The following is a 21,465-nucleotide window of genomic DNA, read 5'->3' on the forward strand; positions in this document are numbered from 1 at the left end:
AACAATCTATGATGTTTGAAAATTCATAGGATTTTGATCTCGACGATGACGTAAAGGCAGAGCTTCAGGTTGTCTATCTCCTGCTAAACTGGCGGTATATTCTAAAGCGGTGCGGAGTCGTTTGGCGGCATAGATTGACATATCACGGGGTACAGAGATGCGATCGCGCAAATATCTTAGGGCTAAATCCATTTCAGGAGGAGAAGAGCATTCCTTATCTGTCATCATATAAGTTAAAGCACAACGTAAAGCCAAATCAAACATTTCATTATCGGCTGGATTGACTTTAATAATGTTATGGCGATGTTTGATCACACGATATAAGGCTTCTTGACGGGAATTTTCTGGTTCATTGTATCTTACATCTGGTAAACTAAACCAATCACCGCGATCGACTCTTTCTTGATTAATCAAAGTTTGTTTTTCATTATTAGAATAACATCCCCCCATTTGTGGCGGTAAATCATGGGCATGGGTATGAAAGTCGCTTTGTGTACCTCGATAAGTTGAACGCTCTTCCAAAGCAGAAAACCAACGAGACAAAAGGGGATTCTCTTCTCTTAAAGAATAACCCTTATAGTAGTAAAGACTAGCATTCATTCTTTCCACATAAGGAACAAAAACAACATCAGCGACACTAAAATCATCCAAGAAAAAAGGGCTATTAGTAACAGATAAAGCCTCCTCAACCTCCTTAATCACCTGCAAAAAACCACGACGGTTATTCATCTCTTGTAAAGGAAAAATTGTGGGATAACATAACCATGTACACCAAGCCCTAAATAATAATCTTTCTAAGCGACGTAAAGGAATCACTTTTTCATCTTCCATACCATAACCCAAAACTCCAAACTCTTGTTCTAAAGCCTTAAGAATATCATCACTTTCGGTAATAATATACCCATCTAATTCTAGGGCAGGTAACATTCCCGAAGGCACTTTTTCTTTGTACCAACTTTCTTTCTGCCCATAGCAAAACATAGTTACTTTACGAATACGGTAAGGAATTTGTTTTTCTTCCAACCATAACCAAATTTTTTGACAATAAGGACACCAAGCATGATGATCTCTATAAAGGGTTACTCTTACTTTTTCTTCTGGTTGATTAAATAACCTCAAAATAGATTGAGAATTAGTAACACCATTTACCCTATCAATCTCAAAATCTGTCAGAGCTTCTAATTCTTGCCAAGAAAGAGGATTTACCATTTATTTTTACTGTGTTTTGCTAGTTTACATTTAAGTTTACTGGTAATGGCAAAAAAAGGGCAAGGGGCAAGGGGCAAAGGTAAATAGTTGATGATAATTAATAACTTCTAACTCTTAACACCGAACTCATTTCCCCCCAATCCCCCACTTCTACTTATTACTCATTATTAACCCTGCATCCATTCTGTATGGAAAAATTCCCCTCTAGGTTTATCGGTGCGTTCGTAGGTATGTGCTCCAAAATAGTCTCGTTGGGCTTGGGTTAGATTTTGAGGGAGGCGATCGCTCCTATAACTATCAAAGTAATCTAAAGAAGCACTAAAAGCAGGAATAGGAATGCCCAGACTATTAGCTAAAATTAACACATCTCGCCATGCCTGTTGACGATCGAGAATACTTTGTTTAAATTCAGGGGCAAGAAGAAGATTGGGTAAACTAGGATTATCGGAAAAAGCCTTATTGATTTTGCCTAAGAAACCAGCCTTGATGATACAACCTCCTTTCCAAATACGAGCCACTTCAGGAAGATTGATATTGTAGTCATATTCAGCAGAAGCCTTGGCAATTAAAGCCATTCCTTGGGCATAAGAACACATTTTGGAGCAGTATAAGGCATCCCGAATTTTATTGATATATTCGTTAACATCTCCGTCAAATTTTCCTGTTATCCCCGTTAATTCTTTACTAGCAGAAATACGTTCATCTTTATAGCCAGAAATAACCCTTGCATTCACCGCCGCATAAATAGTGGGAATGGGTACACCTAATTCTAAAGAACTTACAACAGTCCAACGTCCAGTACCTTTCTGTCCTGCCGAGTCAAGGATATAATCAATTAAATGACCATCCGTTTGATCATCTTTTTTACGGAAAATATCAGCAGTAATTTCAATTAAAAAGGAATTTAGTTCATCAGTTTGATTCCAGTCCGCAAAAACTTCGTGTAACTGCTCATTGCTTAAATTAAGACCTTTTTTTAGCAAATCATAAGCCTCAGCAATTAACTGCATATCGCCATATTCGATACCGTTATGAACCATTTTCACATAATGCCCTGCACCACGAGGGCCAATATAAGTCACACAAGCCCCATCGTCCACTTGAGCGGCAATTTTAGTTAAAATCGGCTCTAATTCTTGATAAGCTGAAGCTGTACCACCAGGCATTAAAGAAGGACCATGTAAAGCCCCCTCCTCACCACCACTCACTCCCATACCCATAAAACCTAAGCCCGTGGGTTCTAATTCATTTGTACGTCTTTCCGTGTCTTCATAGAGGGAATTTCCTCCATCAATAATCATGTCTCCTTGTTCAAGAAGGGGTTTAAGTTGTTGGATAACAGCATCAACAGGCGCACCTGCTTTTACCATTACCAAAATTTTACGAGGACGTTCTAAAGTTTGCACAAATTCTTCTAAAGAGTAGGCAGGTTTGATGTCTTTGCCTTGTGCTTTTGTCGCCATAAATTCTTCTGTTTTTGAGGCAGTGCGATTATATACAGCAATAGGAAATCCTCTACTTTCAACGTTAAGGGCTAAGTTTTCCCCCATTACTGCTAATCCGATTACTCCAAATGTTCTTTTGGTCATAAATATTTTTGAGTGAATAATGTCTTTTACCTTCAGGTTAACTTGATCTTCTCCATTCGTTACCTAAGATTTTGTTAAAATTTTCTTTCTGTTTTTCAATTTTTATTCTCTTATTATTGAACTTAAACTACAGTTATCACTTAGAGTATATACAAGATAGAGAGCAAAGTTAAAAGGTTGGCATTAAAGCGAGGGGCAAAGGCAATTAATTCCTCCTAGTCGTTATTTGAATATATTTAAATGAACACAAGCTAGATACCACATATAATCATCGATTTTGACTTCTATCGCTTTTTGAATATATAAATTGGCTTGAGTATTATCTCCGTGAGCAAAATAATATAATCCTGCATAAAGAAAGTAAAAGAAGACCTCTTTTAGACTGCTGTTAGTGTTAATGTTAGTCAGAGTCGAAATATCAGATTTTCCTGCGAATACTTGATAAATTTGTCTCATAAATCCCCTTGTGTCATATTTGACGGGTAGTAAACATTCTTGGGCATTTTGAGGGTTTTCTAATTTAGCAATAGCCAAATATAACCATAAAGTTTCTTCTATATCTTGAGAATTTACGCTTAAATCTAACTCAAACTGTCTTCCTGCTTTGGCGTATTTTCCTAAGTAATAGTAAGTTAGTCCTCTCTGCCATAAATAAGGGGTTAATTGGGGGTTTAATTCTTCTGCTTTGTTGAAATCCTTGAGGGATTCATTTAGTCGGGCTAATTTAAAAAAAATCATTCCCCTTTTGATATACAATCTGGGATCAAAGGGAAATATCTTTAATTTTTTATTACACTTACTTAAGTCTAATTCTAATGTGTTCGCATCGATTATGGTCAAATCCAACACCTCGCAAATAATTTATTGGTGAAGTTATTAAGTTTTTAGGGAAGGGATAAAACTATAGCAAAATTGACTCGGCTAGTTTTTTATTTCCTTTTTTTGCAGTAGCCTAAAGACATTTCACCATAGAATGAAATAATTAAAAAATATCGGGAAAATCTTGGTATTATTTACCAAAATCAGTATATCATTAAAGCAAATTTATCATAACGACAATATTTTGGTGTGATAGGAGCAATATTATGTCAGGAATAGATCTACAAGGTAAGCCTTTCCACTTCATTGGTATCGGTGGAATCGGTATGTCAGCTTTGGCTTATATTTTGGCAAAAAGAGAGTTGCCTGTTTCCGGTTCAGATATTCGTGCTAGTCATATTACTAATCGTTTAGAGGCAGTTGGTGCAACTATTTTTACCAGTCAGAACGCAGAAAATTTTGAGCGTATTTCATGGGGAAATCATGAGCATCACCATAAGCAAGAGGTTCAGGTAGTTTGTTCTACCGCTATTAATCAGGATAACCCAGAATACAAAGAAGCGATCGCGCAAGGTTATCCTATTTACCATCGCTCAGATTTATTAGCCGCTCTCATAAAAGATTACCAGAGTGTTGCGGTGGCGGGGACTCATGGTAAAACTACTACTAGCAGTTTAATTGCTTATTTATTATTAGAGTCTGGTTTAGATCCTACTGTTATTATTGGTGGTGAAGTAAGTGCATGGGAAGGAAATGCTCGTTTAGGGGAAAGTAATTATTTGGTGGCGGAGGCGGATGAGTCTGATGGTTCTTTGGTACAACATCATCCTGAGTTTGGTATTATTACTAATATAGAATTAGATCATCCTGATCATTATGAATCTTTAGATCAGTTAGTTGGTATTTTTCGACAATTTGCTCACCAGTCTAAAAATGTCATTGCTTGTGTTGACTGCCCTATCACCCGTAAATACATTCAAGCAGATATTACCTATAGTTTAAACCCCCAATCTGGGGCTGATTATATTGCCACAAATATTGTTCATAGTCCTTATGGTAGTGAAGCAGAAGTGTGGGAAAATGGTATCTGGTTGGGTAATATTTCCTTAGAACTCTCTGGAGATCATAATATCAGTAATGCTCTAGCTGCGATCGCAGTTGGCAGAAAATTGGGTTTAAACTTTGCTACCATTGCCGATGCCCTTAGCACTTTTGAAGGAGCAAAAAGACGTTTTGAATATAAAGGCACTTATCAGGGTGCAACTTTAATTGATGATTATGCCCATCACCCCAGTGAAATACGATGCACTTTACAGGCAGGACGTGCTAGACTGAAACAATATAATGCTCAAAGATTAATTGCTATTTTTCAACCCCACCGCTACAGTCGCACCTCGGCATTTTTGGAGGATTTTGCTCAGTGTTTTGCTCAAGCTGATGTAGTTATTGTTACAGACATTTACAGTGCAGGGGAGAAAAATACAGAAGATATTAACGGAGAAATAGTAGCCGATTATATTAGTAAATATCATCAAGAAGTTTATTTCCAACCCAATTTGCATAGTTTAAGGGATTTTCTTGCGGATTTTCTCGAACCTGAGGACTTAACTTTATTTTTAGGGGCAGGAAATCTCAATCAAATTATTCCTCAATTAATAGCTTTAGAAGAGAAATCTTTTGCACAAGTAGCTTAATTTAAACTGAGACGAAACCTTACACCAATACATAAAACTAATTAAAAGGTAATAGGTGAGAGGGATTGAATAAAATTTGACCTTTGCGGTGTTGGGTTTGATGATTTTTGACTATTTTTAAGATTTAGGCAACAACAAAAATTTTGGGTTGGAATAACCTAAGTTTAATGCCTCTTTCTTAACCAAGAAAAGATTTTAACCTTTTACCTCACCGTCAAACCTTTTCACATCCCATATTATTGCCTCGAATTGGGGCATAAGTTGCATAATTTTTCTCCCTTAGTTATCACTTATTAACTATCAATTAATTATCACTCCGAAACTACTATAAAAGCCCAATGAATTTAAGAGAAAATTATCATGACTATTACTATAAAAACTGACTCGGAAACAAAAGTTATTACTCTCAAAGATACTGAGTGTAATATTTATAAATCTGTCTCCCTTTCTCCTTTCACATCTTATCGAGTCGGTGGCAATGCTCAGTGGTATGCTGAACCTAAATCATGGAATGATATACAAGCAATATTTACATGGTTACAAAAAGAGCAAATGCCTTTTACTTGTCTAGGAGGCGGTTCTAATTTACTAATTAGCGATCGCGGCATAGAAGGATTAGTTTTAAACACTCGTCATCTTAAACAATATCTTATCGATGAGGAGAATCTTACTATTACCGTAGGTGCAGGTTATCCTCTCCCTAAATTGGCATGGAAAGCGGCGAAAAAAGGTTGGCAGGGGCTAGATTGGGCTGTGGGCATACCGGGGACTGTTGGGGGTGCTGTGGTGATGAATGCGGGGGCGCATAAGGGCTGTATGGCTGATATTTTCAAAAGTGCGATCGTGGCTTATAGTGATGGAAGAATAGAAACTCTATCAAAAAAAGATTTAGAATACTCTTATCGCTCCTCTCGATTACAAAAAGAAAAAGCCTTAGTTTTACAAGCTACCCTAAATTTAGAATCAGGGCAAAGTAAAGAAGAAATGATGGCATTAACTACCAGTAATTTCAAAATGCGTAAACAAACACAACCCTATGATAAACCAAGTTGTGGTAGTGTCTTTCGTAATCCAAAACCTCAAGCGGCTGGGTGGCTAATTGAGCAAATTGGCTTAAAAGGTCATCAAATAGGTGGTGCACAAGTTGCCCATCGTCATGCTAATTTTATCCTCAATGCAGGTAATGCAACTGCTAAAGATATTTTTAACTTAATCCAATATGTGCAAGAAAAAGTGGAAGAAAATTGGTCTATTTTGCTCCATCCAGAAGTAAAATTTTTGGGTCAATTTTAAGATTGGGTTTGGTGAATTAAGCTATTATTTTTAGTTTAGATCAGACATGAGGAATAGACACTCTTGCAATGGTAATAATATTTTGAGTGTTAAGTATTTAGGGTGGGTTATAGCCCACCATTATTAACCACAATGGAAAGTCATATTAATAAAAAATTAGTCTAAATATTTAGTGAATATTATTTTATTTCTTCTTACTAATAGCCTCAAAATTTTTGGATTATTCTGGATTGCTGGAGGCTTATTTGTCTGTATTGAGGTGTTAAAATCCTCTCGTATGGACAAGTATATAAAAGCGATCGATTTTAACTATAAAACTGATTATCAAGAATATATTTTTAGTTTAGGCATCGGATTATTAACCTTATTAAGTGGCATTACTTTACTTATTTTTCAAGATAGTGCAATTCTATTTTTAGGGTTATTAATAATTACTCAATTAATGTTTTTCGACTTTAGAGACAAGAAATTTAAAGCAAGTAAAAATGACTCTGATAAAGAATATTATTCTATCAGTTCCCAAACTTATAATGCTTACTTAACTTCTATCTATGTTACTATTTTTGCCCTGATTAGATACTGCTTAAATATTTTTGTTAACTAATATATTGTCAGTCAATAATCAAATATTCTACTTTCATAACACCTTAAACCTAAACCCTAAACCTTGTACAATTAACACAAGTTTTGACTAGAAAATATTAATATATTGCTGATAATTTTCATAGATAGATAATCCGGGTATTTCTTGAGTAAACTCTTCTGGTAAATTATATTGGTTAGCAGAATATTGTTCTCTAATATCTGTAATAGTACGATAAAACCCCTGCCAAGGTTTTAAAACTTGTATTAATTTAATAAATTGCTCTCTAGTTTGTTCATGTTTTTTACTTAGTGCTAAATACTGTAATAGCTTGGCATAAGTATCTGGTGTTTCTTTCGTTTTTGGGACACCAATTATTCTTCCTAATTTTATAAAAACATCTTCATTTTTAATAACTAAATCCTGCATTGCTTTCATATTCTGCATATTTTTATCTTGGAGATAAAGAACCATGTCAGAAATAACTCTTAACACGGAAAAATCAGTTAAATTAAATTTTTTAAACAGATATAAAAGTTTTAAACCAATATCTTTTTCTTCTGCTAATCCTTCTAAAGATTCGGTATAATCTTCCAAAGCCTCTCTACCTTGTTCTGTTTTAATGGTTGGTTTAATTTCTTCTAATTTAGTTCTGATTTGTTGTTTAAATTCCTCTGGAGAGTATTTATTTTCTTGCCTTTTTTTAGCAACAATTTGATTATTTTCTAAATCATTATTATCATCATCATCACCAAATTTTTCCCCTAAGAAGTTTAATACAAATTCATAATATTCTTGTTGTTTCGTACTTCGATAACGCAACTCTGTCTGTTCAATCTTCAAAAAATTACCTTGGGCTTTTACTGCTAAACGTAATAATTCTGCACTTGTTTCTAACCCTTGATAAGATTCTTTATTACGAGCAAAAAGAGATTTTATTTGTAGATAAAATTTAAAATCAGACTGCTGAAAATTAGGATTATCAATGGTTTTGGCAATGGATGCTAATATCTTGGCTTCTGATATGGCTTGATTATGTATATTAATACTATTTTCGGAAATATCTTCTTTTTGGGAATTATTTTGAGTTAAGGTGGTTATATCTTGATTTAAGAAAGAAACAATTTTTTTTAACATCTTTTTTACCTTTATCTTTATTTTATTACCCTTAATCATATTATATCGATAAAAACTTTATTTCTTTTTTTATAAATTTATGTAAATAAAACATCTAATATTATCAATTTTTGCGTAGTTGATAATACTGAAAATATAAATGAAAGAATAGAACGTGAAATAAAATAGTCTTTGTTAAATTTTGATTTCAAAAAATACTTAAGTAATAATGAAAAATAATTATTTAGAATATCTTGATGAAAAGCTAGAGCAATGTTAAGTGAGCTGAGGAAGGTTTGATTAATAAAATCAAAGAGTATTAGTAGGAAGTTTTATATGGAAAAAACTGAAATTATTTTTACTAGGTTTTATTTGATTGAATCTATATATAATTACTTTTTTATTTTCTAATTTGACCCTTATTAATTACTTGCTGATGTGCTATTTTGAGAAAGAAGTTATAATGATTCATAAATAATTAGTTTCTCGATTAATTTCAATTGTATAAATAATGACAAATATCACCTATACAGTGTCAATTACAAATCCTCAGTTACATTTATTTGATGTTGAATTAAAAGTAGATAAATGGGAAAAAAGCCAATTAAATTTAAAAATGCCAGTGTGGACTCCGGGTTCTTATTTAGTGAGAGAATATGCTAGACATTTACAAAATTTTCAAGTAAAAGGGAAGAAGCAAAATAGCTTAATTTATCATAAAAAAACTAAAAATCATTGGTTAATAGAAACCGAAAATGAAACAACTATTAACGTAAAATATCAAATATATGCTAATGAGTTGACAGTGAGAACAAATCATCTGGATGAAACTCATGGTTTTTTAACTGGTGGGGCTTTATTTTTTTATATTCCCAATCTCGAAAATAATGCCATTAAAGTTGTTATCAATTCTTCTAAAAAGGATTGGAAAATTACTACTTCTTTACCTAGAATAAAAGAGGAAAATAATAGTTTTTTTGCAGAAAATTTTGATTGTTTAGTGGATAGCCCCTTTGAAATAGGTTTACAAAAACAATATGATTTTTTAGTGGAAAATAAGCCTCATCAATGGGTTATATGGGGTAATGGAAATCTTGATGCGAAGAGAGTTATAGAAGACACAAAGAAAATAATAGAAACTGAGTCAAAAATTTTTTCAGGTTTACCTTACGAAGATTATAAATTTATTTTACACTTATCAGCTTCAGGTTTTGGTGGTTTAGAACACAAAAATTGTTGCGTTTTAAATTATCCTCGTTTTGCTTTTAAAAAAGAAGAAAAATATTATCGGTTTATGCAGTTAGTAGCCCATGAATTTTTTCATTTATGGAATGTTAAAAGAATAAGACCTAAAGCGTTAGAAAAATTTGATTATGATCAAGAAAATTATACAACTTCTCTCTGGTTTTCTGAAGGAACAACTAGCTATTATGATATGCTTATTCCTTTAAGAGCTGGTATTTACAATCGTTCAATATTTTTAGATTTATTGAGTAAAGATATAAGTAATTATTTGAATATTTCGGGAAGGAAAATACAGCCTTTAGCGGAGTCTAGCTTTGATGCTTGGATTAAGTTATATCGTAGAGATGCTTATAGTAATAATAACCAAATTTCTTACTATTTAAAAGGTGAGTTAATAACATTATTATTAGATTTAATGATTAGAAAAAATAGCAACAACCAGAAATCTTTTGATGATGTAATGGCAGTAATGTGGGACAAATTCGGGAAAAAAGAAATTGGTTTCACTCCTGAAGAATTAAAGACAGAAATAGAAAGGGTTGCGGATACTAATTTAAAAGAATTTTTCCATCTATATTTAGAAACCACAGAAGAAATCCCTTTCAACGAATATTTAGAGCCTTTTGGTTTAGTTTTAAGAGCGAAAAAAGAAGATAATAATTGTCCTTATCTCGGATTGACAGTACAAAAAGAAGGATGTATCGAAAAAATAACTTTTGTAGAAGCTCATTCCCCGGCGGGTAAAGCTGGTGTTGATGCTGGAGATGAGTTATTAGCCATAGATGGTTTTCGAGTTAACAGTGAAACGTTATCAGAAAGACTACAAGATTATCAAGCAGGAGATGCGATCGCACTTACTATTTTTCATCAAGAGGAATTAAAAACCATAAAAATTAAATTAGCACCCCCTCAAGCTAGTAGCTATCAAGTTACAGTCATGAAAAATTTGACTAAAGCTCAGAAAGAAAACTTACATAGTTGGCTAGGGAAATAGAAGATTTGGGAATTAGGGGCTTAGGGTATTGGGGGATTGGGGAGAAACGAGTTAGGAGTTAGGAGTTAGGAGTTAGGGGTTTTTAATTCTTAATTCTTAATTATCAACTATTTACCTGTGCATCGTTGCCCTTTTAACTTTGCCCATTGCCCTTTTCCTAATTACTAATTGGTCTATTATTCTCTTACTGAGTATATGTTAAAATAAAGCAATGATTTTGACATTCTTAGGAGTTTAAAACCTAAAAACTGGCGATTTCGACTATTTTTCAGTTTAAATATCTTTTAAACAGGTCAAATCACTTATTTTCATCCTCAAATCAGTTATTACTGTAAATAACTCATCTTAACACTTATGACATCTAGCCAAGAACGCATAGTACCTACTAACTTAACCAATGAAATGTCTCGGTCTTACTTAGAATACGCCATGAGCGTTATTGTAGGACGAGCGTTGCCTGATGCCAGAGATGGACTCAAACCAGTTCATAGACGCATTCTCTACGCTATGTATGAATTAGGTTTGACTGCTGATCGCCCCTTCCGTAAATGTGCGAGGGTAGTAGGGGAAGTTTTAGGTAAATATCACCCTCATGGTGACACGGCGGTATATGATGCTTTAGTGAGAATGGCGCAGGATTTCTCTATGCGCAACCCGTTGATTAACGGTCATGGAAACTTCGGTAGTATTGATAATGACCCCCCGGCGGCGATGCGTTATACCGAATGTCGTTTACAGGCTTTGGCGGTGGAAGGTTTACTGCGGGATATTGAATCAGAAACCGTTGACTTTATTGATAACTTTGATGGTTCACAACAAGAACCTGTTGTATTACCTGCTCGTGTTCCTCAACTGCTTCTTAATGGTGCGACGGGGATTGCGGTGGGTATGGCGACTAATATTCCTCCCCATAATCTCGGTGAATTGATCAACGGTGCGATCGCAATGATTCACAATCCAGATATTACGGACTTGGAGTTAATGGAATATATCCCTGGTCCTGATTTTCCCACAGGAGGGCAAATTTTAGGTCGTCAGGGAATTAAAGATGCTTATACCACTGGTAGAGGCTCAATTACTATGCGTGGGGTTGCCAACATTGAAACCGTGAGGGCGGCAGGAAGACAAGAAAAAGAAGCAATCATCGTTACAGAGTTACCCTATCAAACCAATAAAGCAGGTCTAATTGAAAAAATCGCCGAGTTGGTTAATGATAAAAGGATTGACGGTATTTCTGATATACGGGATGAGAGCGATCGCACTGGAATGCGTATTGTTATAGAATTAAAAAGAGATGCTTATCCCAGAGTTGTTCTTAATAACTTATATAAACAAACAGCTATTCAAAGTAATTTTGGGGCAAATATGTTGGCATTAGTCAATAACGAGCCTCAATTACTCACAATAAGTCAATTTTTACGGGTATTCTTAGATTTTCGTGTGGAAGCTATCACCCGACGCACCCGCTATCAACTGAGAAAGGCAGAAGAAAGAGATCATTTATTACAAGGATTATTAATTGCCCTAGATAACCTCGATGCAGTCATTAGACTAATCAGAGGGGCGGCGGATAGTGCCACTGCTAAACAAGAATTAGTTAACGATTTCAGCCTCTCAGAAACCCAAGCTGATGCTATTTTACAAATGCAATTGCGTCGTTTAACTGCCCTAGAAGCAGAAAAAATTGAAGCGGAACATCAGGACTTATTAACCCAAATTACCGATTTTCAGGATATTTTAGCTCGTAAAGAAAGAATTTATAACATTATCGAATCAGAATTAGAAGACATCAAAAAAGTTCATGCTACTCCCAGACGCACGGAAATAGTCCAAGCTGACGGAGATTTAGGAGATATTGATTTAATTGCTAATGAACAAGTTGCCATTATCCTGACCAACCAAGGCTATTTGAAAAAAATGTTGGTAAATACCTTTGAGGCACAAAATAGAGCCACCAGAGGTAAGTCTGGAGCGAAAATCAAGGAGGATGATGTAGTTGAACATTTTCTCACGGGTTGTGATCACGATCGCATCTTATTCTTTAGTGACAAGGGTGTTGTCTATGGCTTAAATGCTTATCAACTACCTGCCCTGTCGAGAAATGCTAGAGGTGTACCCATTGTACAGATGTTACCCATTGCCAGTGATGAAAAAATTACCTCAATGATAGCAGTAAGTGAATTTACCGATCATGAATATTTAGTCATGTTAACCCAAAAAGGTTTAATCAAAAAAACTGCTCTCTCTGCCTTTGCCAATATTCGCAGTAATGGTTTAATTGCCATTTCTTTGGGAGAAGGAGACGAACTACGGTGGGTAAGACTAGCCACAGAAGATGATAGTATTCTGATTGGCTCTCGTCAGGGTATGGCGATTCATTTCCACGCCGACAATGAACAATTACGCCCTCTTTCCCGTACTGCTAAAGGGGTTAAATCCATGAAACTCCGAAAAGGAGACGAAATTATCAGCATGGACATATTACCATCTCAAGTAACTGCCACCATTGCCGAAGCAGATGATCAAGAAGATGATACCCTCGAATTGGAAGAAGAAGAATTAACCAACGACACAGGGAAAGAAGCTCCTTGGGCATTAGCTGTAACTACTAGCGGTTTTGGTAAAAGAGTACCTGTATCTCAATTCCGTTTGCAAAGACGAGCAGGAATGGGCTTAAAAGCGATTCGTTTCCGCAAGAAAAGTGATGCTCTAGCGGCTCTACGCATTGTTAACCCTGAAGATGAGTTTATGATTATCACCACCAGAGGTATTATTATCCGTTGTGATGTCAATGCGGTTTCTCTCCAATCTCGTCAGGCTAGTGGGGTAAGGGTTCAAAAATTAGATAGTGAAGATGCGATCGCCGCTATTGCTTTAGTGCCACCCTCTGCCGAGGAAGAGGAAAGCGAGTAATTTAATCAGTAGATAAGGGCTTGGAGTATCAGGGTATTGGGGAGAAACGAGTTAGGAGTTAGGAGTTAGGAGAATTCGCACCGAAGGCTCTTACACTCTCTTCGGTCGTGAACGGGGTTTTTAATTCTTAATTCTTAATTCTTAATTATTTACCTTTACCCCTTTCTTAAATACTTTTCAAATTTAAACCTCGCCACTGCCGACAACAATTTGTTTAACTGTGGTGAAAGTTTCCAAACTGATTAAGCCTCGGCGATTTCCTTTTTGATTAGAGATGCCTAAAAATACAGAATTACTACCGGGTAAATAACGATAAAAACGAGGAGAAGAATTAACATATACTAAAGCAGAATCCGTTTCCATAGCAAAAATTCTTCCTTCTTGATAAGAGTCTGTTATCAAACAATTCGCATGACCACTACTATAATTATTTATCCAAGCAATGGCAGAAGATAAATCATCGACTACACGAAAAGCGATTGTATGGTTTAAGAAAGGTTTACCCCACATTGGAGTTGAGATTAACTGCAAATGTTCTGGATATTCATTAACTAATATTTCATCACCTAAAAGGGTAAATTTCTGCTCTTGTAAATGGTTAAATAGACGAGTGATAGAATTAGATTTTTGTTGACAATTAATTAACACTTTTTCGATCGCATTTACTGGATCGGGAATAGTATTATAACTATCAGTAATAATATGTTTAACTAACTCCAAATCATGACATAAAGACCAATATAAATAACAATTGCCCATAGCAGATTTTAAAACAGGGGCAGTGGCAAATTGAGTCACTTCTTGAATTAAACTAGGTCGTCCATAGGGTATGATGAGGTTGATATATTGATCCTGAGTTACTAAGTCTTCAATTTTAAAGCCCTGTTCAGAAGGTAAAAACTGTAAACAATATGACGGAAAATCAACGTCTTCTAAAGCAATTTGTAAAGCCTGAGCAATGATAGAATTAGTGTTACTCGCTTCGCTACTACCTCGCAAAATGAGGGAATTGCCCGTTTTCATCGCTAAACCAGCAGTAATAATGGCTAGTTCGGGTAAAGCCTCGTAAATCAAAGCTATAACCCCTAAAGGCATTAATTGGGAGTAATTTTGACAATATGTGACTTGATAAGGAGAATTAATAACTTTTTGAAAAGGGTCTGGTAACTCAGCTAAAGTCTCAAGTATTTCGATCGCACTTTCCAATCTTTGAGGAGTTAACTTTAACCAATTAGAAATTAATTCAGGTACAGCCATTTCCTTGCTAATTTCTAAATCAAGGGTATTAGCCTGTAAAATATCATCAAGGCACTCTTTGAGTTTTATCGCCATTTGCCTAATAGCCTGAGAACGTTCAACGCCTTTGATACTGCCCATTTCAATAAATGCTTGGTGTGCCCGTTGGGTAACAATATCAATCGGTTGCAATTCAGAATCATTCATAATACTAAAGTTAGCGGCTATAAACAAACCACAAAGAAAAACAAACTGATAGAAATATCAATCCCACCATCATACCAGAGATTAAGTTAAATCCCCCCGTCAAGGTAATTAGTAATGGAGTAGCAACCAAAACAGAAAAGAAAAAGCAAACAATTCCTAAGAGAAAATAACTTTCCTGCCAAGGTTTTTGCGCACTTATCCAACGCTTTCCTAACCAACGCCATCTTTTTTTATAGGGATAAGTTGGGTTGAGTTGTTCGATATATTCTTTGTTTTCTGCCAAGACAAAAATTTGTTGACATTTATCGCACCCCATCGCTTCTGTAAGGATAATGGGCTTTAGTCTTCCTTTACGACGACAAGGGCAGGGGTATTCACAGTTTAGATCAATGGGAGTATTTTTTCGCAGACGCACGGCAATTACTTCACAATTTTTTCAAGTTAGATTTATCCTCATAGTTTTATTATAGATAGCTAAACAATAATGGAAATTTAAGATTAGTAACGGCTTTAACTATTAAAGATTTATCTATACTCATCATTCATTATTTATTATCTCTAAATAAATATGTTGCAGGTTGATATTGACTTTTGTTACTGAAGTTAAATAAATTTCTGAAAATATATCAATTATCGTGGATAGTTCTAATATTTCCTCACTTAAAATAGCTATTTCTCCTTGATAATAACGATACTTTAAACCTTGTTTTTTTGCTATTTCAATTAATTTTTCTTCTTGCTCACATTTAATAAAAATAAGCTCTTTTGCAGGTAAAATATTTTTTAAATCATTTAAACTTCCTTCTTTAACAATTTTACCTTGCTTAATAATACAGAGGCGATCGCACAATTTTTCAGCTTCATCTAAGAAATGAGTCGTTAGTAAAATAGTCATGCCTTCTTGTTTTAAACGAAGAATTAATTGCCAAATATCATAACGGGCCTCAATGTCTAATCCTGTAGTTGGTTCATCTAAAATTAATAATAAAGGATGATGAATTAATGCGATCGCAATATTTAATTTTCTTTGCATTCCCCCACTCAAAGCGGAAACAGTATCATCTTTTTTATCAAGGAGATTAACAGCTTTTAGACATTCATAAATAGAAGATTTTAATTGAGTACCTTTTAACCCATAAAGTTTACCAAAAAAAGCTAAATTTTCCACACAAGTAAGATGAGAATAAAGCAAATTCTCTTGGGGAGAAACCCCTAAATAATATTTACTTTTTTTAGAGAGTTTTTGTCCGTTAATAAATATACTTCCCTCATCATAATTTAAAAGACCACAAATTATATTAATAGTTGTTGTTTTCCCCGCACCATTTGCCCCTAATAATCCACAAATTTCTCCTTTGTTAATATGGAGATTAAGACTATCTAAAACTTTCTTACTTTCATAGAATTTGGTTAGTTGATTTATTTCTAGCATTTTAAAATAATAAATAATCTTGAAGGATAATTTTAATTAGTGAATAGATTTCCAGAAGGCAAAGTAAAAAATTTTAATTCTGACAGATAATAATCTAAATTAGGATATATATGTATATTTTTATTTAAAAGTTTTCTAATACTATGTCTAAATGGCAAAAAAAAGCAAGAGAATTTCATACTTTGATCGCACCGATTATATTATTACCTCTGTTTATCACAATGCTGACAGGAGTAGTTTATCGTTTAGGGAAAAGTTGGTTTGGTTTATCCAGAGATCAAGTACATTTTTTGATGGTAATTCATGAAGGGGAATATCTGGGCAAATTTTTAGAGCCAATTTATGTTTTGCTTAATGGTTTAGGATTATTATGGATGTTATTAACGGGCTTATTAATTTTAATCAATTCTTGGCAAAGGCATCCTTTATTTAAGAAATTATTTCACAAACAAGCTAATAGTGAATAGTTGATAATTAAAAATTCCTAACTCCTAACTCCTAACCCCGAACTAATCTGTCTAATACCCCAACACCCTAAGCCTATATCTCACCCTCTCTCTAGCATCCCATAAATTATCATATGATTGATCCCCATTATCCTCATATCGTCATTGCCTTTGACTATCGTGGTTGTCGTGTGGAAGTAGAAAAAGATAGTTTTCAGGGGGAAGAAATTTATTCTGTGTGGGTTAATTATGGATTTCAATGTGTCGTAGTTACTCCTTGTTGTTATAGTAAAACAGAAGCGATTAGAAAAGGCAAACATTGGATTGATAGTCAATTGATATTTGACGAATAGCAATAATTTGAGGATTCCATGAAAATTTTACACTTAAGCGATATTCATTTAGGAAGTAGTTTTAGTCATGGTAAGATTAACCCTGAAACTGGTTTAAATACTAGGTTGGAAGATTTTACCCGCAGTTTAAGTGCTTGTATTGATGATGCGATCGCATCTGAGGTAGATTTAGTTTTATTTGGTGGTGATGCTTTTCCTGATAGTACTCCTGCACCATATATACAGGCGGCTTTTGCAAATCAATTTCGTCGTTTAGCAGATGAGAATATACCCACCGTGTTATTAATTGGTAATCATGACCAACATTCTCAGGGTATGGGCGGGGCAAGTTTGTCAATTTATGATCGCTTGGGTGTACCTAATTTCATTGTGGGAGAAAAATTAGAAACTCATACCATTAACACCAAATCAGGGGATATACAAGTAATTACCTTACCTTGGTTAACTCCCAATGTTTTACTTACCAGTCCTGAAACACAGGGAGCATCTATGGATAAGATTTATGGTCTTTTAATCCAAAAAATTGAACCCATTTTGGAAGGAGAAGTTAGAAAATTAAACCCGAATATCCCCACCATACTATTAGGGCATTTGATGGCAGAAAGAGCCACCCTAGGGGCAGAAAGATATTTAGCGGTAGGAAAAGGTTTTCAAGTTCCCCTATCCCTATTAATTAGACCTGAATTTGATTATGTTGCATTGGGTCATGTCCATAAACATCAAAATCTGAATCCCAAAAATAATCCCCCTGTTGTGTATCCCGGAAGTATTGAAAGAGTGGATTTTTCCGAGGAGAAAGAAGAAAAAGGTTATGTTTTGATTGATATTATCGAGAAGGAAGTTAACTGGCAATTTTGTCCTTTGCCAACCCGACCTTTTGTTACTATTCAGGTGGATGTTACCGCTAGTGATAATCCCCTTCAAACTATCATAAATGCGATCGCATCTAAAAAAATCGAATCCGCAGTGGTAAGACTAATTTATCGTTTACGCTCAGAGCAAATAGAATTAATTAACATCAAAGAAATTCATCAAGCTCTATCAATGGCTCATACTTACACCATCAAAGCCGAATCCGTGAGTGAATTAGCCAGAGCCAGATTACCAGAATTGGGCATTGGTAAAAGTTTAGACCCCCTCGAAGCCCTTTCAACGTATCTTAATAATCGAGAAGATTTGCAAGATTTAGTCCCAGAAATGTTAGAAGCCGCCAACCAATTACTCAATAATGTCACGATGGAAGTTTAATTAACCTCAGTTCGGTTTAAGAATATCGGGTAAGAGTTCGGGGTTCGGAGTTCGGAGTTCGGAGTTATGAAAGAGGTGTCAGGTTGCAGGTTTTAGAAGAAAGTAATAAGTATTCGGAGTTTTTAATTCTTAATTCTTAATTCTTAATTATTCACTATTCACTATTTGCCCCTTGCCCCCTGAAAGTTAATTACGATGATTATTTTGATAATAAATTCTCGCCCCTGCCCATTGTAGTTTATCTCTAAGGGTTTTATAAAAAGAATGGGAATCTCTGAGGATAATGAATTGAGCATTACAGTCAGCCATTTTGACATTTACCCACTGCCCGGGCCACATAGTAGTTGCCAATGCGCCATCAGTCCATAGTTTATTATTTAACTCATAATCTCCCAAACTCCAAATAGTAACTACAGACCTCGGAGGCAATATCAAAGAGCGACTGGATAAACTTAAAGGACAAATAGGAGTAACTGCGATCGCACTCATGCCAGGGTGCATAATCGGGCCATTAGCGGAAGCCGTATAACAGGTTGAACCAGTAGGAGTGGAAACAATTAACCCATCACCATGATACTGATCTACTACTTCTCCATCCACTTCCATTTCTAACAAAGAAGTTGGCATCCTATCCAAACAAGCAGGTTTCACACACATTTCATTTAAACAAAAAAAGCGATCGCTCACAGGCTCACAATTATCCTTTTCTCTTTCCCAAACCTGTGCTTCAAGCATCATTCTTCTTTCTACCGCATATAAATCATTCTCCAAACGATGCCACAATTTTTCGGTATCTTTAAACAACTCAAAAGGCTCAGTCAAAAACCCTAAATGTCCTCCCACATTCACCGCCAATAAAGGGATACTTTCAGGAGATAAATGACGTGCCGCCGCCAAAACCGTACCATCTCCCCCCAAAATAATACCTAAATCTATTTTTTGTCCTGCCGAAGCTAAAAAAACGGGATAAGGGTTATCTTTAACTCCACTAGGTCCTAACAACACCTTACATTGACGAGCTTCTAACTCTCTAGCACATCTTTCAGCCCACTTTTTACTTTCTTTATCCCCTGCCTTGTAGGCAATAATCACTTGTTTGAGACGCACGGATTTATCTATCTAGTATTTCTCTCAATTTTAGCTTAAATATTCTGAAAAAATCCTTAATTTAAAAGCAAACGGAGCAAATCTATTATGATAAAATTAATATCTCCTCAGTAGGAAATTAGGAGTAAAAATGAAGAGATATAAACAAAAAAAGTATATAAATTGAGCATTTTAAAAACCTCTCTTGTTATATGAACTTTTGCCTCTAGCTCAAGAAAGTCAGAAGTTTCTTCTCTCCACAGAATCTTTGCCATATTGTTAATGATTAATTTTTAGTTAATAATGAAATTGTCATTAATTTATAAACCAATAACAAAGAGAAATTGTGTTACAACGCATAAAGCAAGATTTAAAAAATGACCTGATTGCTGGATTATTAGTCGTTATCCCCCTAGCGACAACTATTTGGTTGAGCTATGTCATAGCGAATTGGGCGATAAAATTTTTAACCCAAATACCAAAACAAATTAATCCTTTTGATGGTTTGCACCCTATCTTAACCAATTTTCTCAATTTTTTCGTAGGCTTAACAGTACCTTTTGCACTGATTTTATTAATCGGCTTAATGGCAAGAAATATTGTTGGACAATGGTTGCTGGATGTGGGCGAAAGAATATTACAAGCGATTCCCCTTGCAGGTTCAATTTACAAAACTCTCAAACAAATATTAGAAACACTTTTTCAGGATTCACAAACAAAATTCCGACGGGTGGTAATGGTGGAATATCCCCGCAAAGGCGTTTGGAGCGTAGGATTTGTAACAGGTAAAGTAAGTGGAATGATACAAGATCATTTTGACAAAAATATGTTGAGCGTTTTTATTCCCACTACTCCTAATCCAACTTCTGGATGGTACGCAGTAATACCAGAAGAAGAAGTAATTAACCTTTCTATATCCATTGAAGACGCTTTTAAAGTTTTAATTTCAGGGGGAATCGTTAGCCCCAATACTAATAGCACAACCTCCAGTAATAATTCTGGGAAATCTTTGCCTTTAAAGGATTCGAATATAAGTGTTTCCAATCAATCATAACTCTCTTTATTAACCTGAAATATAAAAATCATCATTAAAAATTAATTAAACAACAAAATTGTTGCTAAAGTACCCTAAAATAGATACCCAGATATTAAATAAAAGCAATAAACTAAAAGACACCGATTATGAATCAACCTATATTAACTGTTCGTAACTTAACTGCAAGTGTTGATGGCACTCCCATTCTCAAAGGAGTTAACCTCGAAATTAAAGCAGGGGAAATTCATGCTATTATGGGGCGCAACGGTTCAGGAAAAAGCACCTTTTCCAAGGTATTGACAGGGCATCCCGAATATGAAGTTACAGGGGGTGAAATCATCTATCAAGGAGAAAACCTACTAGAAAAAGAACCAGAAGAAAGAGCCTTAGCAGGTATTTTCCTCGCCTTCCAATACCCCTTAGAAATCCCCGGAGTAAGTAACCTCGACTTTCTCAGAGTTGCTTATAATGCCCGTCGTAAACATTTAGGCTTAGAAGAATTAGACGCATTTGATTTTGAAGACTTAGTCGAAGAAAAATTAGAAGTAGTAAAAATGAACTCTATCTTCTTGCAAAGAAGTTTAAATGAAGGTTTTTCTGGGGGAGAGAAAAAACGTAACGAAATCTTACAAATGGCTTTACTTGAACCCACATTAGGCATTTTAGATGAAATCGATTCAGGATTAGACATTGATGCTTTACGCATCGTTTCTGAGGGTGTCAATCAATTACGTAAACCTGATAATGCTTTTCTTTTAATTACCCATTATCAAAGACTTTTAGACTATATAACCCCTGATTTTGTCCATGTTATGTATGAAGGAAAAATCGTCATGAGTGGTGACAAAAATCTAGCCCTTGAATTGGAAGCAAAAGGTTACGATTTCCTCGATAAAGAGCAATTAACCACCGTTTAACTTAATTTTAGAAGATTGAAAATTTAGGGTATTAGGGTATTGGAGTGTT

18 protein-coding genes are annotated in these 21,465 nt (G+C 35.0%); 10 read left to right on the forward strand and 8 right to left on the reverse strand.

Going from position 1 to position 21,465, the window contains the following annotated elements; all coding sequences use genetic code 11:
• Nucleotides 1–6: 6 nt before the first annotated feature.
• From Dongsha4_RS10120 to Dongsha4_RS10130, 3 genes are all read right to left on the reverse strand, one after another.
• Complete coding sequence (locus Dongsha4_RS10120; RefSeq protein WP_330202282.1) at nt 7–1,209, reverse strand: glutathione S-transferase family protein; 1,203 nt, start codon at nt 1,207–1,209, stop codon at nt 7–9.
• Between the two features lie 167 nt (nt 1,210–1,376).
• Nucleotides 1,377–2,798, reverse strand: coding sequence for a decarboxylating NADP(+)-dependent phosphogluconate dehydrogenase (gnd, locus tag Dongsha4_RS10125; RefSeq protein ID WP_330202283.1), 1,422 nt, complete (start codon nt 2,796–2,798; stop codon nt 1,377–1,379).
• A 222-nt stretch (nt 2,799–3,020) separates the two neighbouring features.
• A complete protein-coding gene (locus Dongsha4_RS10130) occupies nt 3,021–3,647 on the reverse strand; it encodes a hypothetical protein (protein ID WP_330202284.1) in 627 nt (208 codons plus the stop codon).
• A 236-nt stretch (nt 3,648–3,883) separates the two neighbouring features.
• Here Dongsha4_RS10130 and murC point away from each other — a divergent pair, with 236 nt between their 5' ends.
• From murC to Dongsha4_RS10145, 3 genes are all read left to right on the forward strand, one after another.
• Nucleotides 3,884–5,311, forward strand: coding sequence for a UDP-N-acetylmuramate--L-alanine ligase (murC, locus tag Dongsha4_RS10135; protein ID WP_330202285.1), 1,428 nt, complete (start codon nt 3,884–3,886; stop codon nt 5,309–5,311).
• A 360-nt stretch (nt 5,312–5,671) separates the two neighbouring features.
• Complete coding sequence (gene murB / locus Dongsha4_RS10140; RefSeq protein WP_330202286.1) at nt 5,672–6,604, forward strand: UDP-N-acetylmuramate dehydrogenase; 933 nt, start codon at nt 5,672–5,674, stop codon at nt 6,602–6,604.
• A 172-nt stretch (nt 6,605–6,776) separates the two neighbouring features.
• Entirely contained in the window at nt 6,777–7,208 is a 432-nt protein-coding gene (locus tag Dongsha4_RS10145; RefSeq protein WP_330202287.1) for a hypothetical protein, read from the forward strand.
• 87 nt (nt 7,209–7,295) lie between these two features.
• On the opposite strand, the gene Dongsha4_RS10150 is transcribed toward Dongsha4_RS10145, so the two are convergent.
• On the reverse strand, nt 7,296–8,324 hold the full coding sequence (locus tag Dongsha4_RS10150; protein ID WP_330202288.1) for a hypothetical protein: 1,029 nt from the start codon (nt 8,322–8,324) through the stop codon (nt 7,296–7,298).
• 490 nt (nt 8,325–8,814) lie between these two features.
• On the opposite strand from Dongsha4_RS10150, the gene Dongsha4_RS10155 reads away from it, so the two are divergent.
• Nucleotides 8,815–10,542, forward strand: coding sequence for a M61 family metallopeptidase (locus Dongsha4_RS10155; RefSeq protein ID WP_330202289.1), 1,728 nt, complete (start codon nt 8,815–8,817; stop codon nt 10,540–10,542).
• Between the two features lie 354 nt (nt 10,543–10,896).
• The gene (gene gyrA / locus Dongsha4_RS10160; protein ID WP_330202290.1) at nt 10,897–13,455 is read left to right on the forward strand and encodes a DNA gyrase subunit A; all 2,559 of its coding nucleotides are present in this window, start codon (nt 10,897–10,899) and stop codon (nt 13,453–13,455) included.
• 183 nt (nt 13,456–13,638) lie between these two features.
• Here gyrA and Dongsha4_RS10165 read toward each other — a convergent pair whose 3' ends face one another.
• The 3 genes from Dongsha4_RS10165 to Dongsha4_RS10175 form a co-directional block, all read right to left on the reverse strand.
• Nucleotides 13,639–14,898 (reverse strand): gamma-glutamyl-phosphate reductase, encoded by a 1,260-nt coding sequence (locus tag Dongsha4_RS10165; protein ID WP_330202291.1) that lies wholly within the window; start codon nt 14,896–14,898, stop codon nt 13,639–13,641.
• A 10-nt stretch (nt 14,899–14,908) separates the two neighbouring features.
• Entirely contained in the window at nt 14,909–15,313 is a 405-nt protein-coding gene (locus Dongsha4_RS10170) for a hypothetical protein (RefSeq protein ID WP_015218500.1), read from the reverse strand.
• Nucleotides 15,314–15,436: 123 nt separating this feature from the next.
• Entirely contained in the window at nt 15,437–16,330 is an 894-nt protein-coding gene (locus tag Dongsha4_RS10175; protein WP_330202292.1) for an ABC transporter ATP-binding protein, read from the reverse strand.
• A gap of 143 nt (nt 16,331–16,473) precedes the next feature.
• On the opposite strand from Dongsha4_RS10175, the gene Dongsha4_RS10180 reads away from it, so the two are divergent.
• The 3 genes from Dongsha4_RS10180 to Dongsha4_RS10190 all read left to right on the forward strand — a co-directional run bounded on the left by Dongsha4_RS10180 (nt 16,474) and on the right by Dongsha4_RS10190 (nt 18,377).
• Nucleotides 16,474–16,797: a PepSY domain-containing protein gene (locus Dongsha4_RS10180; RefSeq protein WP_330202293.1), complete on the forward strand. Its 324-nt coding sequence runs from the start codon at nt 16,474–16,476 to the stop codon at nt 16,795–16,797.
• 113 nt (nt 16,798–16,910) lie between these two features.
• Nucleotides 16,911–17,129, forward strand: coding sequence for a hypothetical protein (locus tag Dongsha4_RS10185; protein WP_330202294.1), 219 nt, complete (start codon nt 16,911–16,913; stop codon nt 17,127–17,129).
• A gap of 18 nt (nt 17,130–17,147) precedes the next feature.
• Nucleotides 17,148–18,377 (forward strand): exonuclease SbcCD subunit D, encoded by a 1,230-nt coding sequence (locus Dongsha4_RS10190; protein WP_330202295.1) that lies wholly within the window; start codon nt 17,148–17,150, stop codon nt 18,375–18,377.
• 186 nt (nt 18,378–18,563) lie between these two features.
• Here the strand turns inward: Dongsha4_RS10190 and Dongsha4_RS10195 are convergent, their stop codons facing one another.
• Nucleotides 18,564–19,484: an NAD(+) kinase gene (locus Dongsha4_RS10195; protein ID WP_330202296.1), complete on the reverse strand. Its 921-nt coding sequence runs from the start codon at nt 19,482–19,484 to the stop codon at nt 18,564–18,566.
• A 325-nt stretch (nt 19,485–19,809) separates the two neighbouring features.
• Here Dongsha4_RS10195 and Dongsha4_RS10200 point away from each other — a divergent pair, with 325 nt between their 5' ends.
• Nucleotides 19,810–20,517: a DUF502 domain-containing protein gene (locus Dongsha4_RS10200; protein ID WP_330202297.1), complete on the forward strand. Its 708-nt coding sequence runs from the start codon at nt 19,810–19,812 to the stop codon at nt 20,515–20,517.
• A gap of 128 nt (nt 20,518–20,645) precedes the next feature.
• Complete coding sequence (gene sufC, locus Dongsha4_RS10205; RefSeq protein ID WP_330202298.1) at nt 20,646–21,416, forward strand: Fe-S cluster assembly ATPase SufC; 771 nt, start codon at nt 20,646–20,648, stop codon at nt 21,414–21,416.
• Nucleotides 21,417–21,465: the final 49 nt, after the last annotated feature.

It is taken from the genome of Cyanobacterium sp. Dongsha4, from assembly GCF_036345015.1.
GTDB lineage: Bacteria > Cyanobacteriota > Cyanobacteriia > Cyanobacteriales > Cyanobacteriaceae > PCC-10605.